At 62.6% G+C, this 15,518-nt stretch carries 17 protein-coding genes; 11 read left to right on the plus strand and 6 right to left on the minus strand.

What is annotated here, in order from left to right; all coding sequences use genetic code 11:
• Positions 1 to 849, minus strand: coding sequence for an ArsR family transcriptional regulator (locus tag ACP15N_RS03270; RefSeq protein ID WP_425090780.1), 849 nt, complete (start codon positions 847 to 849; stop codon positions 1 to 3).
• A gap of 123 nt (positions 850 to 972) precedes the next feature.
• On the opposite strand from ACP15N_RS03270, the gene ACP15N_RS03275 reads away from it, so the two are divergent.
• A complete protein-coding gene (locus ACP15N_RS03275; RefSeq protein ID WP_425090781.1) occupies positions 973 to 1,728 on the plus strand; it encodes a DUF1045 domain-containing protein in 756 nt (251 codons plus the stop codon).
• Between the two features lie 336 nt (positions 1,729 to 2,064).
• Here ACP15N_RS03275 and ACP15N_RS03280 read toward each other — a convergent pair whose 3' ends face one another.
• Together ACP15N_RS03280 and ACP15N_RS03285 are read right to left on the minus strand one after the other, a co-directional pair.
• A complete protein-coding gene (locus tag ACP15N_RS03280; RefSeq protein WP_425090782.1) occupies positions 2,065 to 3,210 on the minus strand; it encodes an acetoin utilization protein AcuC in 1,146 nt (381 codons plus the stop codon).
• Complete coding sequence (locus ACP15N_RS03285; RefSeq protein WP_425090783.1) at positions 3,207 to 3,749, minus strand: glutathione peroxidase; 543 nt, start codon at positions 3,747 to 3,749, stop codon at positions 3,207 to 3,209. The genes ACP15N_RS03280 and ACP15N_RS03285 overlap by 4 nt, the downstream gene beginning before the upstream one ends.
• 172 nt (positions 3,750 to 3,921) lie before the next feature.
• Here ACP15N_RS03285 and ACP15N_RS03290 point away from each other — a divergent pair, with 172 nt between their 5' ends.
• From ACP15N_RS03290 to ptsP, 6 genes are all read left to right on the plus strand, one after another.
• Positions 3,922 to 4,383, plus strand: a complete 462-nt coding sequence (locus ACP15N_RS03290; RefSeq protein ID WP_425090784.1) for an NUDIX hydrolase — start codon at positions 3,922 to 3,924, stop codon at positions 4,381 to 4,383.
• Positions 4,384 to 4,503: 120 nt separating this feature from the next.
• The gene (locus ACP15N_RS03295; RefSeq protein ID WP_425090785.1) at positions 4,504 to 4,977 is read left to right on the plus strand and encodes a DUF1178 family protein; all 474 of its coding nucleotides are present in this window, start codon (positions 4,504 to 4,506) and stop codon (positions 4,975 to 4,977) included.
• Between the two features lie 4 nt (positions 4,978 to 4,981).
• Complete coding sequence (locus ACP15N_RS03300) at positions 4,982 to 5,647, plus strand: SDR family oxidoreductase (RefSeq protein WP_425090786.1); 666 nt, start codon at positions 4,982 to 4,984, stop codon at positions 5,645 to 5,647.
• Positions 5,625 to 6,197: an AAA family ATPase gene (locus ACP15N_RS03305; protein ID WP_425090787.1), complete on the plus strand. Its 573-nt coding sequence runs from the start codon at positions 5,625 to 5,627 to the stop codon at positions 6,195 to 6,197. The genes ACP15N_RS03300 and ACP15N_RS03305 overlap by 23 nt, the downstream gene beginning before the upstream one ends.
• Positions 6,198 to 6,308: 111 nt before the next feature.
• Complete coding sequence (locus ACP15N_RS03310) at positions 6,309 to 7,547, plus strand: aspartate kinase (RefSeq protein WP_425090788.1); 1,239 nt, start codon at positions 6,309 to 6,311, stop codon at positions 7,545 to 7,547.
• 22 nt (positions 7,548 to 7,569) lie between these two features.
• Positions 7,570 to 9,813, plus strand: coding sequence for a phosphoenolpyruvate--protein phosphotransferase (gene ptsP / locus ACP15N_RS03315; protein ID WP_425090789.1), 2,244 nt, complete (start codon positions 7,570 to 7,572; stop codon positions 9,811 to 9,813).
• Here the strand turns inward: ptsP and ACP15N_RS03320 are convergent.
• Both ACP15N_RS03320 and ACP15N_RS03325 read right to left on the minus strand, forming a co-directional pair.
• Positions 9,810 to 10,535 (minus strand): vWA domain-containing protein, encoded by a 726-nt coding sequence (locus ACP15N_RS03320; RefSeq protein ID WP_425090790.1) that lies wholly within the window; start codon positions 10,533 to 10,535, stop codon positions 9,810 to 9,812. The genes ptsP and ACP15N_RS03320 overlap by 4 nt on opposite strands.
• A gap of 32 nt (positions 10,536 to 10,567) precedes the next feature.
• Entirely contained in the window at positions 10,568 to 11,050 is a 483-nt protein-coding gene (locus ACP15N_RS03325) for a GNAT family N-acetyltransferase (RefSeq protein WP_425090791.1), read from the minus strand.
• Positions 11,051 to 11,137: 87 nt separating this feature from the next.
• Here ACP15N_RS03325 and ACP15N_RS03330 point away from each other — a divergent pair, with 87 nt between their 5' ends.
• Complete coding sequence (locus tag ACP15N_RS03330; protein ID WP_425090792.1) at positions 11,138 to 11,743, plus strand: flavin reductase family protein; 606 nt, start codon at positions 11,138 to 11,140, stop codon at positions 11,741 to 11,743.
• An 81-nt stretch (positions 11,744 to 11,824) separates the two neighbouring features.
• The gene (locus ACP15N_RS03335) at positions 11,825 to 12,319 is read left to right on the plus strand and encodes a flavodoxin family protein (protein ID WP_425090793.1); all 495 of its coding nucleotides are present in this window, start codon (positions 11,825 to 11,827) and stop codon (positions 12,317 to 12,319) included.
• Here ACP15N_RS03335 and ACP15N_RS03340 read toward each other — a convergent pair whose 3' ends face one another.
• Entirely contained in the window at positions 12,320 to 13,927 is a 1,608-nt protein-coding gene (locus ACP15N_RS03340) for a SulP family inorganic anion transporter (RefSeq protein WP_425090794.1), read from the minus strand.
• A 208-nt stretch (positions 13,928 to 14,135) separates the two neighbouring features.
• Here ACP15N_RS03340 and ACP15N_RS03345 point away from each other — a divergent pair, with 208 nt between their 5' ends.
• Both ACP15N_RS03345 and ACP15N_RS03350 read left to right on the plus strand, forming a co-directional pair.
• Positions 14,136 to 15,005 (plus strand): S-methyl-5'-thioadenosine phosphorylase, encoded by an 870-nt coding sequence (locus tag ACP15N_RS03345; protein WP_425090795.1) that lies wholly within the window; start codon positions 14,136 to 14,138, stop codon positions 15,003 to 15,005.
• A gap of 156 nt (positions 15,006 to 15,161) precedes the next feature.
• Positions 15,162 to 15,452: a ribbon-helix-helix domain-containing protein gene (locus ACP15N_RS03350; RefSeq protein ID WP_425090796.1), complete on the plus strand. Its 291-nt coding sequence runs from the start codon at positions 15,162 to 15,164 to the stop codon at positions 15,450 to 15,452.
• Positions 15,453 to 15,518 lie beyond the last annotated feature (66 nt).

Here is a 15,518-nt window from a genome sequence, read left to right on the forward strand (position 1 = left end):
CTAGTCTTCGGCGTTGGCCGTCTCACGCGCGAGATCGTCAAGACGCCGTTGCGTTGTCTGCCTGTCCAACGTGTCAAGAGGCAGCGCCACGAACGCCTGGATGCGCGATCGCAACTGGCGATAGGTTTCTGCGAAGGCGAGCGCCTTCTCGCCATCGGTCCCCGTCACCTTGACCGGATCTGGTTGCCCCCAGTGCGCGGTCAACGGTTGGCCGGGCCAGGGCGGGCACTCTTCGTTCGCCGCCAGGTCACAGACGGTAAAGACGAAATCCATTTCCGGGGCGTCTTCGGTCGGAAACGTCGAGAGCGTCTTGGCGCTCAGGCGCGAAACATCATGGCCCTGCCGGGCCAGAACCTCGACCGCGAAAGGGTTGAGTTCCGAGAACGGGCGTACCCCGGCTGAATGGGCGTTGAACCGGTCCCCACCCAGATCGCGTAGCAGGGCCTCGGCCATGATTGAGCGCGCGGAGTTTCCCACGCAGATGAACAGCACGTTGAAGGGTTTGGTCATCACAGTCTCCGTTGAGAATGGGGCCGACGCCCCGCACATGGGCCGATAGGCGCTGCGGCCACGGCAGCAATCGGCGACAAGGTACTGGACCAGCGCGTCCAGCGCGCCGACCTCCGCGCGGTAGTGCAGCGCGCGCCCCTGACGCGTGACACTGACCAGCCCCGCGCCTTGCAGGGCGGACAGGTAGACCGACAGCGTGTTGGGCTTCAGCCCCAGCGTTGCGGCCATGTAGGACGGGCGCAGACTGTCGGGCAGATGCCGGATCAGCAGCCGCAGGGCGGACAGGCGCCCGGGATGGCTCAGCGCCAGAAACGAGTCGGATGCGGATTCTATTTCCATAATTCATGAATACTGGAATTATACTCCCAGGCAATTGCCAGATCGAATATTTCATCAGAATTTTGCAAACCGGCCTTTGGATGATATGGTGCGTGTCTACGCCCAAGATGTGGCAGTTTTGCAATGAAGTATGCGCGCTTTTCGATCTGCATCACGCCAGACCCTGACAGCGATCTTGCGCGTCTGGGCAAGCACTGGCTTGGGTGGGATATCGATCAGGCGGTCGAGCTGCCCTTCCTCAAGGTCGATAACCTGAAAGTGTCGGCCCTGAGCCTGACCGCGCGAGTGCGCCGGTTCGGGTTTCACGCCCTTCTCGCACCGCCCTTCCGTCTGGCGAACGGGCACAGCCCCCTCGACCTGCATCACACGGCGCAGGCCTTGGCCGCGCATCTCGAAGCGCTGGAGTTTCCGGGGCTGTACCTGTCGGCCGAGGACGACCAGCTGGCCCTGCGCCCGATGGGCGATCTCGCCCCCCTTCATCGACTGCAACACATCGCCGATCAGGTGTTCGACGAATACCGTGCCCCGCCGCCGCCGGATGCCGCGCCGCAACCGCGCAGACGCTCGGAGCTGAGCGCGCAACAGATGCAGGTGGTGATTGGAGAGAGCCTCGATCCGACGAAATCCGAGCGCCCGTTCGAGTTTGTCCTGACAGAACCGCGCCCGAGGGCGGAGGTGACGCAACTGCGCCAGAAGCTGCTGCCGATCCTGTCCCCGAACCTGCCGCGCCCGTTCCACGTTCAGTCGATTACCTTGTGCGGAGAGGACCAGTCCGGCTGGTTCAGGGTCATCCAGCGGTATCCCCTGACGGGCGGGCTACGTACCCGCGCGCCGGACGCGCCGCGTCTGCACACCTTGGTTCCGCAAGTGCCTCTCTGACGCGGTGCCACCTGTCGCCGGGTGGTTCCGCCGAGAAAAAAGGCAACACCTGCATTCGTTGAGGGGAGGAGGAAGGTCACGAACGCAGGTGTTGCATACCGAGGTTGCGACCGAACATCCGAAACCGGCCACATCAAAACCGTAACGCTGTTCTCATTCTGCGGTACAGCAATTCGGTGCTGCACCTGCAAAAGCCGCAGCAGAGCAGGTCATTTCGGCAACGCCTGCGTGAAAGGTCACCGAAGGTCTGGCAACCTGCATAGTTTTTGCGCGCTTTCAAAACGCTTCGGATGTGAAGCGGATCCGGGGAAGACAGAATCGCGTCTGCGGATCGGATCAGATCACCGCCCGCAGAGCATGGTGGGGAAGCCGGGACCGCAAATGCGAGATCCGGCTCACCACCTCTGCCCGCAGCGGACCGGGGCGCGGCGCATCCCGCAGGGTCGTGAACAATACCTCATCCGGGTCCGACCCGCGCTTGTGCCCGCGCCACGACAGATGTCTTTGCACCGCCTCCGCAGCCGCGGGCAAGCGGTCTGGAACCGGATGATCGTTCAGCGTGGCCCAGACCCCGGCCCACAGGCGACCGACCGTCCAAGGGTTATACCCCCCGCCCCCCAGAACGAGGTAGCGGTCGGTCAAACCGCGCAAGGCCGACACAACCGCCCAATGCGCGTTGTTCGACAGCGCCAGCCGCGACAGGGGATCCTCAAGTACCGCATCGGCCCCGCATTGAACGACAATCGCGTCGGGACGAAACACCTCCAGCGCAGGGACGATCAGCCGGTCGCGGATCGCCTCCATCTCGGTATCGTTGAACCCGCGCGGAACCGGCATGTTCAGTGAAGACCCCTGCCCCGTATCCGTCACGGCACCGGTGAACGGCCAACGCTTTTCCTCGTGCACCGAGATCATTAGGACATCCGGATCACCCGCAAACGCCGTCTCCACCCCGTCGCAATGGTGCGCGTCAATGTCGACATAGGCGATGCGGTGGATGCCCATGCGACGCAGGCTCAGCATCGCCAGAACCGGATCGTTGAGATAGCAAAACCCGTTGGCCCGGTCGCGCAGGCCGTGATGGGTGCCACCCGCAGGATGATAGACAACGCCGGGTTCTGCCAGCAGCGCCCCCGCCAGCATGGACCCGCCAGCGGCCGTAGCAGGTCGCCGGAAGACCTCGGCAAAGACGGGATTGGACGGGGTGCCGAGATTGTGCCTGAGGCGCACCTCGGGGCTGACCGCGCCGTCGGCTTCGGCGCGCACGAGCGCCTCTATATAGTCGGCATCGTGCCAGAGCGTCAGCGCTTCGGGCTTGGCGCGGGGCGAGGTTCGAAACTGCGTGCGCGGCAGCCAGCCCAATGCGCGGGACAGGTCCATGGCCGTCGAGACGCGCGGGATACTCAGCGGGTGCCAGTGGCCATAGGTCGACGCGCGGTAGATTTCCGCCCCGATGAAGACAGGCGCATTGGCCCGGGTCACGAAGCGAGCAAAGCCTCGATCTGCCTTGTGAGTACCGGGGCGGTCGGCCGCGTCGTCGATCCGAAATGCGCCACGTATTGACCGTTCGCGTCCAGGAGAACCTTGGTGAAGTTCCACCGCGGGGCCACGCCGTGCACATCATTGAGCCAGCGATAGAACGGGTGCGCCTGCGGCCCGCGCACCGGTGTAATCTCCGTCATTGGGACGGTCAGGTTGTAATTGAGCTCACAGAACTCGGCGACCTCGGCCTCGCTTGCCAGTTCCTGGTTGAAGCTGTTGGACGGCACGGTGAGGACCACGAGGCCCCGTGCGCTATAGGTATCGTGGAGGGCCTGAAGCCCGTCATACTGGGGCGTGAAACCGCATCTGGACGCCGTATTGACGACCAGCACGGGGTTGCCCCGCAAATCCGCGAGATCGATCATTCCACCGTCGATTGATGGAAAAGACATCGCAGGCACCTCTGCACGCGCAAGCGCGGGTGAAACTACCGAACCGGCCAGGGCCGAAAGGATCATGGTGCGTCGAGACAGGGTCATCGGCCCTCCGAAAATGGTGTGAAGCGATGGTGATCTTGCCGAGTGAGATAGGGAAAATAGTCTCACCTTCAACAGCGCATTGGTCGGTCTTCCCATGAAAACCTGCGCTTCCGACTGGTATTACGCGCGGTTAATGCCTAGTCTGATGGAAACAAGAAAGTGAGCAGGCGGTATGGCATCCCTGAGAGCCAGCGAGATCCAGTCGGACAGCGGCGCGCGCACGCAGGTTGCCGCCTTGCCCTATGTGATGGACAGGGGAAAACCCCGCGTCCTGCTTATTACCAGCCGAGAAACGCGCCGCTGGGTCATCCCGAAGGGCTGGCCGATGAAGGGCCTGTCTGCCCCGGAAGCCGCCCGGATCGAAGCGTGGGAAGAGGCCGGGATCGTCGGCAAAGTGTCTGACACATGCCTTGGGTTCTATGCCTATCACAAATCCCTCGCGAAGGCGGACCCGCTGCCAATCGTGGTTGCGGTGTATCCGCTGCGCGTCAAGGCGTTGAAGGACAAGTACCCCGAAGTCGGACAGCGGCGGCGGAAATGGATGTCATGCAAACGCGCGGCCGAACGGGTGGACGAACCGGAACTGCGAAAAATCCTGCGTAAATTTGACGGCTCCCCGCAAGCCCGCCAGTAACGGACCGCTGACGGAACCTGTGTAAACCGGATTTTATTGTCATGGTAAGGAGTTGCGCCTACGTTACAGGGGTGCCCTTCCCACCAGCCCGCGCCACGCCAGCCACGTCATGGGGTCAGAATGATCCGTTACAGTCTGAAATGTGAACATGGCCACCAGTTCGATAGCTGGTTTCAATCGGCGGAGGCCTTTGACACGCTCGTCGCCGGCGGACTGACGAGTTGTGCAATCTGCGGTTCGACATCTGTCAGCAAGGCCCTGATGACACCGGGAGTCGCAACCGGCGACACGCTGCCCCCACCCCGCACGCAGGCCCCGGGGCCGGATGCGCCGGCACTTGATGATCAGACCGTCTCGCTGACCACTCCGTCCACGCCGCTCGAAAAGGCGATTGCGCAACTGCGCGCGGACGTAGAGGCGAACTCCGAATACGTGGGCAAGTCGTTTGCCCGCGAAGCACGGCGGATGCATGACGGTGACGCCCCCGCCAGAGCGATCTACGGCGAAGCCAAGATCGAAGAGGCCCGCGCGCTGGCCGAAGACGGCGTGCCTGTCGTTCCCCTGCCCTTCGGGCCCCAACGAAAGATAAATTGAAGCGATGTACAGTGTTGTGACAGGGGCCTCCCGCGGGATCGGGCAGGAAGTGGTGAAGGAATTGCACGCGCGCGGGCAGACCGTGCTGGGCACTTACCGCAGCAACGCTCCGGCGGGTGCAGATCGGCTGAGTTGGGCGCAACTGGACGTGCGCGACCCCGAAAGCCACAAGGCCCTTGCCACACGCCTCGACAATTGCCCCGTCTCGCTTCTGGTGTGCAATGCAGGCATCTACCTCGACCGGACAGAAACGCTGGCTGATGGCTATCCGGCGGAGATGTGGTCTGATATGTTTGCCGTGAATGTCACAGGTGTATTTCTGACCGTTCAGGCCCTTCTGCCGCAATTGCAGCAGGCAGGGCATGCAAAGATCGCGATTATCTCGTCCCAGATGGCCTCACACACGCGGGCACCGGGGCGGTCGTATATCTACCGGGCGTCCAAAGCCGCTGTGTTGAATTTGGGACGCAACCTGGCCACTGACTTGCGAGGACTGGACATAGCTGTGGGCATATACCATCCGGGATGGGTGCGCACCGACATGGGAGGAGATGCAGCGGAGATATCGGTGGGGGACGCCGCGCGCGGCCTTGCCGATCGGTTCGAAGAGCTTTCGCTTGAGAACACTGGCTGCTTTGAGACGTGGAATGGACAACAGCACCCATATTGAACCAGCCGTTCTGATCGTCTTTGGCGGACGCCCCGGCACGGGCAAATCGACCATCGCGCAGACGCTGAGCGCGCAGGTCGGGGCTGTCCTGCTGGAGATCGATCAGATCGAAGCGCCGCTCAAGGCCCGGCTGGGCCCCGACATCGGTCCGCTTGGCTACAACGTGTCCTATCAGGTGGCGACGGCCAATCTGGATCTGGGTCATGTGGTGATAGCGGATTGCGTCAATCCGATCGCCGTGACACGCAACGCCTGGATTTCAACCGCCATGGGCTGCGATGCCACGCTGGTACAGGTCAACGTGGAATGCAACGACCCGCATGAACACCGGCGCCGCATCGAAAAGCGCCTGATCGACCGCCCGATGCAGGGCCTGCCGGACTGGAACAGCGTGCAAGCCCGGCAGGTCGATGAATGGCCTGATGCGGATGTGACGCTGGACACCGCGGCGCTGACACCCGGCGAGTCGGCCGCGACGGTGGTTGCGACCCTGCGCCAACTCGTACCCGGGCGGTTCGGCGGCATCCCCGCCCGCCGGAGCCTTGGGTAGCGCACAGGACTTCCCCTTCCCGCGCCTACGCGCCCCGCGACGCCCCGTTCCCTTGCCCTGCGGGACGCCATGCCCTAAACGGCGGCGGACCATGAGGGACACGAGGCGCAAATGCCCATTCTAGTAATGAAATTCGGCGGCACGTCGGTGGCCGATCTGGACAAGATCAGGAACGCTGCCGAGAAGGTCAAACGCGAGGTGGACCGCGGTTACAAGGTGATCGTGATCGTCTCGGCCATGTCAGGCAAGACCAACGAACTCGTGGGCTGGGTCAACCAGACCTCGCCGCTGTTCGATGCGCGCGAATATGACGCCGTCGTCAGTTCGGGCGAGAACATCACCGCCGGGCTGATGGCGCTGACATTGCAGGAAATGGATGTCCCGGCCCGCAGTTGGCAAGGCTGGCAGGTGCCGGTGCGAACGACCTCGGCCCATGCCTCTGCCAGGATCGAGGAGATCCCGCGAGACAACCTGGATGCCAAGTTCGACGAAGGTATGCAGGTGGCGGTTGTCGCCGGGTTTCAGGGGATCTCGCCCGAAGGCCGCATCACCACGCTTGGGCGCGGCGGGTCGGATACCACCGCTGTTGCATTCGCCGCCGCTTTCGACGCGGAGCGCTGTGATATCTACACCGACGTGGACGGGGTCTACACCACTGACCCGCGCATCTCGGCCAAGGCTCGCAAACTTGAAAAAATCGCCTACGAAGAGATGCTGGAGCTGGCCTCGCTCGGCGCAAAGGTGCTGCAAACCCGATCCGTTGAACTGGCAATGCGCTTCAAGGTTCGCTTGCGGGTGCTGTCCAGTTTCGAGGAAAACACGCCAGAGTCCGGCACACTGGTCTGCGATGAGGAAGAAATCATGGAAAACAACGTCGTCTCCGGTGTCGCCTATTCCCGCGACGAAGCAAAAATGACCCTGATCTCGGTCGCAGACCGACCCGGCATTGCGGCAGCCATCTTTGGCCCATTGTCTGAGGCGGGCGTGAACGTCGACATGATCGTGCAGAACATTTCGGAAGATGGGCGCACCGACATGACGTTTTCCTGCCCGACCGATCAGGTCATGCGCGCCGAGCGCGCGATCAAGGACGCCAAGGAACATGGCGAGATCAACTTTCAGGAGTTCGTCGCCGACACCGATGTGGCCAAGGTCTCTGTCGTCGGGATCGGCATGCGCTCTCACGCGGGTGTCGCGGCGCAGATGTTTCAGGCATTGCGCGACGAAAACATCAACATCCGCGTCATCACCACGTCCGAGATCAAAATATCCGTGCTGATCGAACGGAAATATATGGAACTTGCGGTCCAAGCACTTCATGATGCGTTCGGGCTGGAGACGGCAGCCTGATCGGATACGTCCCCGGGGGTGCATGACCGAACGACTGGAAACGGAAAGCCGTAAACTTCTCAGCCGGTTGCAGGCCACTCTGGCCGAAGCAGGTGCAGGGCAGGAACGTCTTGACCGGATAACGCATCTGATCGCGGACAGCATGGGCACGCATGTGTGTTCAATCTATCTGTTCCGGGACGCCGACACGCTTGAGCTGTGCGCGACCGAGGGCCTTAACCCCGAAGCCGTGCACCAGACCCGGATGCGCGTTGGCGAAGGTCTGGTTGGGCGCGTGGCGCGCAGCAAGCGCGCCTTGAACACCGCAGATGCCCCGAACACGCAAGGTTTCCGGTACATGCCGGAAACCGGCGAAGAGGTATTTTCCAGCTTTCTGGGTGTACCGATCCAGCGACTCGGCGAGATGCTGGGCGTTCTGGTCGTGCAGTCCCGCGACAAGCGCGAGTATTCCGCCGACGAGGTTTATGCTCTGGAAGTCGTGGCCATGGTCGTCGCGGAAATGAAGGAACTGGGCGCCTTCACAGGCGAAGGCGCCGCACTGGCCGCGCCGCACAAGAACCCGGTCATGATCAAGGGCACCGTCGCGCAGGAAGGCGTCGCGATGGGGCATGCGTATTTGCACGAGCCGCGCGTTGTTGTCACCCGGCTTGTGGCCGACGATACAGAGGCCGAAATCGCGAAACTGCGCGAAGTGGTCGACAAGCTGCGCGTCTCGGTCGACGAGATGCTGGACACCGCTCAGGGTCAGGACAAGGAACAGCTACAAATCCTCGAAGCCTACAGGATGTTCGCCAATTCACGCGGGTGGATGCGCCGGATGGAGGAGAGCATCTCCTCGGGCCTGTCCGCCGAGGCCGCGGTCGAGAAAGAACAAAGCGCTGCCCGTGCGCGGCTCGAACAGGTCCCCGACCCCTATCTGCGCGAACGGCTGCACGATCTGGACGACCTGTCGAACCGGCTGTTGCGGATGTTGACCGGTCAGGGGTCCGAAACCGGGGCGGAAATACCGCCCAGCCCAATTCTGGTCGCCCGCAACATCGGCCCCGGAGAGTTGCTGGAATATGGCCGGTCCCTCAAGGGGATCATTCTGGAAGAAGGATCGGTCGGCAGTCACGCGGCAGTCGTGGCCCGCGCCCTTGCAATCCCGCTGATCGTTCATGCCAAACGCATCACGACCGATGCGCTGAACGGGGATCTGGTGCTGGTGGACGGCGAACAGGGGATCGTTCACCTGCGCCCCGATGACACCGTACAGGCGCATTTCTCGGACAAGATGGCGATGCAAGCCAAGGCGCAGGAACGCTACGCCTCGCTGCGCGACAAGCCGGCTGAAACGCTGTGCGGGAATGTTGTTTCGCTGCAGATGAACGCGGGCCTGATGGCGGACTTGCCGTCCCTGCCGACCTCCGGCGCGGAAGGCGTCGGGCTGTTCCGGACCGAACTGCAATTCCTTACACGCTCCAAGGTACCGCGCCGCTCGGAACTCGCGACCGTGTACGCGCGGGTGCTGGATGCAGCCGAGGGACTGCGCGTGGTTTTCCGCACGCTGGATATCGGGTCCGACAAGGTCCTGCCCTACATGAAGCCGCAGGACGAGCCCAACCCGGCGCTTGGCTGGCGGGCGATCCGTGTCGGGCTCGACAAGCCCGGCGTGATGCGGATGCAGTTGCAGGCGCTGATCCGCGGCGCGAATGGGCGCCCATTGACCGTGATGTTTCCGTTCGTGGCACAACTGGACGAGTTCACCAGAGCACGCGACGCGCTCCTGCGCGAAATGGACCGCGAGGCCGCTTTGGGACGCGTCCTGCCGGAAACGCTGGAAATCGGCGCAATGCTGGAAACACCGAGCCTTGCGTTTTCTCCCAACGCGTTTTTCGAGATGGCGGACTTTATCTCCATCGGTGGCAACGACCTGAAGCAGTTTTTCTTCGCCGCGGACCGAGAGAATGAGCGCGTGCGCCGCCGGTATGACACGCTGAACGTCAGTTTTCTGAGTTTTCTGGAACTGATCGTCAGCCGCTGCCGGGATGTGGGAACGCCGTTGAGTTTCTGTGGCGAAGATGCAGGCCGCCCGATCGAGGCGCTGTGTTTCGCCGCGATGGGTCTGCGCACGTTGTCCATGCGCCCGGCCTCCATCGGGCCGGTCAAGCACTTGCTGCGCCGGAGCGACCTGCGCGAGGTGCGGGCCGTGATTTCAGAGGCGCGCGCAACAGGCGTGATGACTGTTCGTCCCGCCGTGATGGAGTGGCTGCGCCACCAGACCTAGCCGCGTGGCAATGGGCCCACGCGCAATCCCCCGATCAGCTTGCACCCAAGCGTGTCCTGCAAGGCCGCGACCAGTTCATCCACCGTTTCGGTGCTGACATACTTGCCCCCGGTCTGGTCGGCCAGGCACTGCGCAATCGTGGTTGTTTCGGTGTAGTCGGAGCCGCCCTGACTGCCCCAACTGAAATACTCTCCACGGACCTTGAACCCGATCACATGCACGGTCAGCCCGGGGGCATCCGCCGCAAGTTCCGCCGCCAGTTGGCAGGGCGCACCCCCGCAGGTTTCCTTGCCATCTGTCACCAGGACAACGGTTCCGGGCTCGGATGGGGCCCCGAGGGCCGCCGCCGCACGCCCGACCGCAGCAGTCAAAGGTGTATCGCCCGATGGGCGCAACGCCTCCACTTCCGCCAGAAGGCGGGGGGCAGCGTTGGCTTGCGGCGCGAAGCGCAGATCGATGTTGTGACACGCTTCTTCCGGGCCGGGTCCGTAGATCACAAGGCCAAGCCTGCGAAACGGAGCAATATCGGGGATCGCGCGACGCAACGCGCGGCGGGCCTCGAATATGCGCGGCTCGTCCAGATCGTTGAAGCCCATTTCCGACATCGAACCGGACCCGTCAAACACGATGATCGCGTCCTCGATGCAGCTTTCGCCGGCGTTGAGCGGGAATGTCAGGCACGTTGCGCAAAGCGCGGCGCAGAGAAACCGGGGATAGGCCATGGTGCAGCCTGACACAGGCGGGGCGCTTCTGTCTATCGTGCAGGCGTCACGGGTCCGGCAACACCCTCCCAAGCGCCGGGACGCAGGTCGTGGATGAGCACCCGGTCAGGGTTGGTGGGAGGCGGCATGATGAGCCCGTCGGACTTGCGGAACCCGAACCGCGCATAATAGGGCGCGTCTCCGATCAGCAGAACGCGATCCCACCCCAGCGCGGCTGCGTGCTGTACCCCCTCTTGGATCAGGAACGCGCCCAGCCCCTCGCCCTGCCGGGTCGGGTGAACGGCAACGGGCCCGAGCAACAGGCACGCCGCATTGCCGACACGGACCGGCCAGAACCGGATCGCGCCACCCAGCACCCCGTCATCATCACGTGCGACCATACAGAGTTCCGCAACCGGATCGTTCCCCTCTCGCAGGCGGTAGGACGACAGCATTTCGCGCCCCGGCGCAAAGCACAGGTCGTAAAGCGCTTCGACCTCCCAAAGGTCGTCGGGCTGCTCTTGCCTCAGATTCACGGCCACTGCTCTCGTGTCTTGCGCGTTTTTCGCTGGCCCAAGCGCCTAACACAGGGCAAATGAGGTGCGCAAACGCGAGGAGGCAAAATGTTCTATCGACCCGAGGATGGCCACGGCCTGCCGCACAACCCGTTCAACGCCATCGTGACCCCGCGCCCCATTGGCTGGATTTCATCGCGCGGGTCAAACGGACAGGACAACCTGGCGCCCTACTCCTTCTTCAACGCGGTGGCTTATGTGCCGCCGCAGGTCATGTTCGCCTCCACCGCCGTGAAGGACGACCGCGGGGACACGAAAGACAGCGTCGCCAACATTCGCGAAACCGGTGTCTTTTGCGTCAACATCGTTTCCTACGCATTGCGGGATGTGATGAACAAAAGCTCCGGCGCCTATCCTGCCGATGTGGACGAATTTGCCGCCGCGGGCATCGAAAAGGCCCCGTGCGAGACGATCGCGTGTTCACGCGTGGCGGAAGCACCCGCCAATCTGGAATGCAAACTGACCCAGATCGTGAAACTTCCGGGGGCGGCTAACTTTGTGGTGTTTGGCGAGGTGACGGGCATCCACATGCGCGACGAGCACCTTGTGGAAGGCCGGTTCGATGTGACCACGTTCGAGCCGCTCTCGCGTCTGGGCTACCGCGACTATGCCAAGGTCGACAACCTGTTCAGCCTAGCGCGGCCAGACGACTGACGACCCCGCTTGACCAAGCGCAAGGCCCTTATCACCCCGGCATGAGATACTTCGCGAAGACGAACATGCACGGAGGAAGATATGACCACGCTGGTTCTTTACTATTCCCTCAGCGGGACCACCCAGAGCGTTGCGCGCAACATCGCGCAAGCCCTGGACACGGATCTGGCCACGATCCGCTGCGCGCGCTACCGGCCCGGCGTTCTCGGCTACGCGCTGGCGGGGTTCGACAGCCTGCGCGGACACCTGCCTGAAATTACGCTCGAACCAGAGGTCTCGCTCGAAGATTACGATCGCGTGGTTCTGGGCAGCCCGATCTGGACGAGCTATCTGGCGACCCCTGTCCGCGCGGCGCTGAGCAACCTGGCGGGTTGGCCGCGGCATGTCGCGCTCTTTGTCACTGCCGGAGGTCAGGGCGAACCCGACAAAGCACTGAATCAGGCCGAAAGCGCGCTCTCTCATCCGCTGGACGCACAATGCAGGCTGACCCAGAGCGATCTGGACAGCGCCTCTGACGGCGGAGTGCTGGACCGCTTTGTCGCCGGTCTAGATCAGGCTGCCACCGCGCAGGGCTGATCAGTGACCACCGCCAAGTATCCCGGTCTTGACCGAGTAGTCGGCGGCAATGGCGTAATCCGGGTCATCGTCGCTGTCGATCATGAGCTGACCCGCCTTTGACAGAAGCTTGTGACAATCACGGCTCAGGTGACGCAATTGCAGGCTCTTTCCCGCGGCGGCGTATTTCGCGGCCACAGCCTCGATCGCGGTCAGGGCGGATTGGTCGACCACACGGCTGTCGGCGAACTCCACGATCACTGCGGCAGGGTCGTCTTCGGGGGTAAAGAGCTCGGTGAACCCGGTGGCGGAGCCGAAGAACAGGGGCCCCTGCACCTGATAGACTTTTGCGCCTTCGGGCGTGGTGTACGTCTTGGCGTAGATGCGGGAGGCGTTGTTCCACGCGTAGGCCAGCGCAGAGACGATCACGCCGACCACAACGGCGATGGCAAGGTCGGTCAGAACGGTGACGACCGTGACGAGAATGATGACCATCGCATCGGTCATCGGTACGCGGCGCAGGATGGTCAGCGATTGCCACGCGAACGTGCCGATCACGACCATGAACATGACACCCACAAGCGCGGCGAGCGGGATCTGCTCGATCAGCGGAGACGCCGCGACAATGAAGATGAGCAGGAAGAGTGCCGCAGCCACCCCCGCAATCCGGGTGCGTCCTCCGGATTTCACATTGATCATGGATTGCCCGATCATCGCGCAGCCGCCCATGCCCCCGAAGAAACCGGTGACGGTGTTGGCCACACCTTGCGCGATGCATTCCTGGCTGGCTCCACCGCGCTTGCCGGTGATCTCGCCGACGAGGTTGAGGGTCAGCAGGCTCTCGATCAGGCCAATCGCCGCCAGGATAAACGCGTAGGGCGCGATGATTTGCAGCGTTTCCATGTTGATGGGCACCATGGGGATATGGATGCTCGGCAATCCCCCCTCGATCGAGGCCATGTCGCCCACGCGCGGCACGTCGATGCCAAAGGCGATCACGAGACCGGCGACGATGCCGATCCCGGCCAATGGTGCAGGGATGATGTTGGTGATCTTCGGCATCCCCCAGATGATCACCATCGTCAGCACCACAAGGGCCAGCATCATCATCAACGGCCATCCAGTCATCCAGACCATGTTGCCCGCCGCATCGGGCACTTTGAATTGCGTCAGCTGCGCGAGGAAGATCACGATCGCCAGCCCGTTCACGAAGCCCAGCATGACCGGATGCGGCACGAGCCGGATGAATTTGCCCAGTTTGAACACGCCTGCGAGAATTTGCAGGATGCCCATCAGCACCACGGTCGCGAACAGGTATTCGACCCCGTGCTCGGCCACGAGAGACACCATCACAACCGCCAGCGCCCCTGTCGCGCCCGAGATCATGCCGGGCCGCCCCCCGATCAGCGCGGTGATCAGACCGACCAGAAATGCTGCATAAAGTCCGACCAGCGGGTGCACGCCGGCGACAAAGGCAAAGGCCACCGCCTCAGGCACAAGGGCCAGCGCGACCGTCAATCCTGACAGAAGTTCAATGCGTACCCTGTTGAAACTCAAGGTTTCTCCGGGCGTTGCGGGACCGGAAAAATCAAGTCGATTGGCATAAGATGCCAGCAAAGCACGGGGCATGGGCAGTCCTGTGGGATGTGGGGACGTTGGGGCAGTCTGGGACTTACAGCATCAAGGCGCTTTGAGCCAGAGCCGAAAGGCAAGTCAGGGTTGCGGCATATTCATACCGCCGCGCGGGGTATTCGCGCCCGGTTGATCCTTGCGCCCTTTACTTCGGGTTCTGCACAGGCTGTTCTGCCGGTGCACACCAGCAGCGGAGAGGCAAGTCATGGACACTTATATCGGCGTGATCGGCGGATCGGGATTGTATGAGATCGACGGGCTGGAAGACGCCGCGTGGACCAGCGTGGACGGCCCGTGGGGTGCGCCGTCCGACCAGATCCTGACCGGCACGCTTGACGGGGTGAAGATGGCTTTCCTTCCACGGCATGGACGGGGGCACGTGCACTCGCCCTCGACGGTGCCCTACCGCGCCAATATCGACGCGCTGAAGCGGCTCGGGGTGACGGATGTGATCTCGGTCAGCGCGTGCGGATCGTTCCGCGAGGAAATGGCGCCAGGCGATTTTGTCATTGTAGATCAATTCATTGACCGGACTTTTGCACGTGAGAAATCGTTCTTCGGCACGGGGCTTGTGGCCCATGTCAGCGTGGCGCACCCGACCTGCCCGCGCCTTGGTGCCGCCTGCCTCGAAGCGGGCACGGATGCAGGCATTACTGTCCATGAATCAGGGACTTACCTTGCGATGGAGGGGCCGCAGTTTTCGTCGCTGGCCGAGTCAAAAATGTATCGTGAAAGCTGGGGGTGCGACGTGATCGGGATGACCAACATGCCCGAAGCCAAACTCGCCCGCGAGGCAGAGCTTTGCTACGCCAGCGTCGCGATGATCACCGATTATGACAGCTGGCACCCGGACCATGGCGAGGTCGATGTCACGGAAATCATCAAGACATTGATGGGCAACTCGGAGAAAGCCAAAGGGCTGATCGCGCGCTTGCCAAAGCTCTTGGGGGACGAGCGCGCGCCCTGCCCGCACGGTTGCGACCGCGCGCTGGAATACGCGCTTCTGACCGCGCCCGAGAAGCGTGACCCGGTCCTGATGGCGAAACTCGACGCGGTGGCCGGGCGCGTGCTCTGAGGTCGGTTTTGTACGTTTTGTAGCACTTCAAAACGGCCCGTTTTACATTTTGCAGCATTTCAAAGGGGCCCCTAAACCCCTGCTGCGGTTGCATAATGGACAGCTCAAATGCTGCGCGCTAGATTTCCCTTAGGGAAAGCGAATAGGTGTCCAGCGATGTGCCAGATCTTCTCTCACCAGGATCCCGACAGGTATGCCTGTACGACCCGGCGTTTGCGGCTGAACGGGCAAAGTACGTCGATCCGGTTGGAGAACAGTTTCTGGGCCATTCTCGACGCGATTGCAGAAGGCGAAGGGGTCAGCACGCCCGCGTTCATCTCGACCCTGCATTCCGAAGTGCTGGAAGCGCGGGGGGAACCTGCGAACTTCACCTCGCTTCTTCGGTGCACCGCGCTTCTCTATATCGAGACCCAGCAGGCCAAGGGCGCGCAGTTCGCCGCCGAGTAAGGGCATTTGCACAAATTTCGGGCAGTAGTAAAACGCTACTACCCGGCGCGTCAGAGACGGGCGCTA

It is taken from the genome of Tropicimonas sp. S265A (assembly GCF_049800835.1).
Classification (GTDB): domain Bacteria; phylum Pseudomonadota; class Alphaproteobacteria; order Rhodobacterales; family Rhodobacteraceae; genus Dinoroseobacter.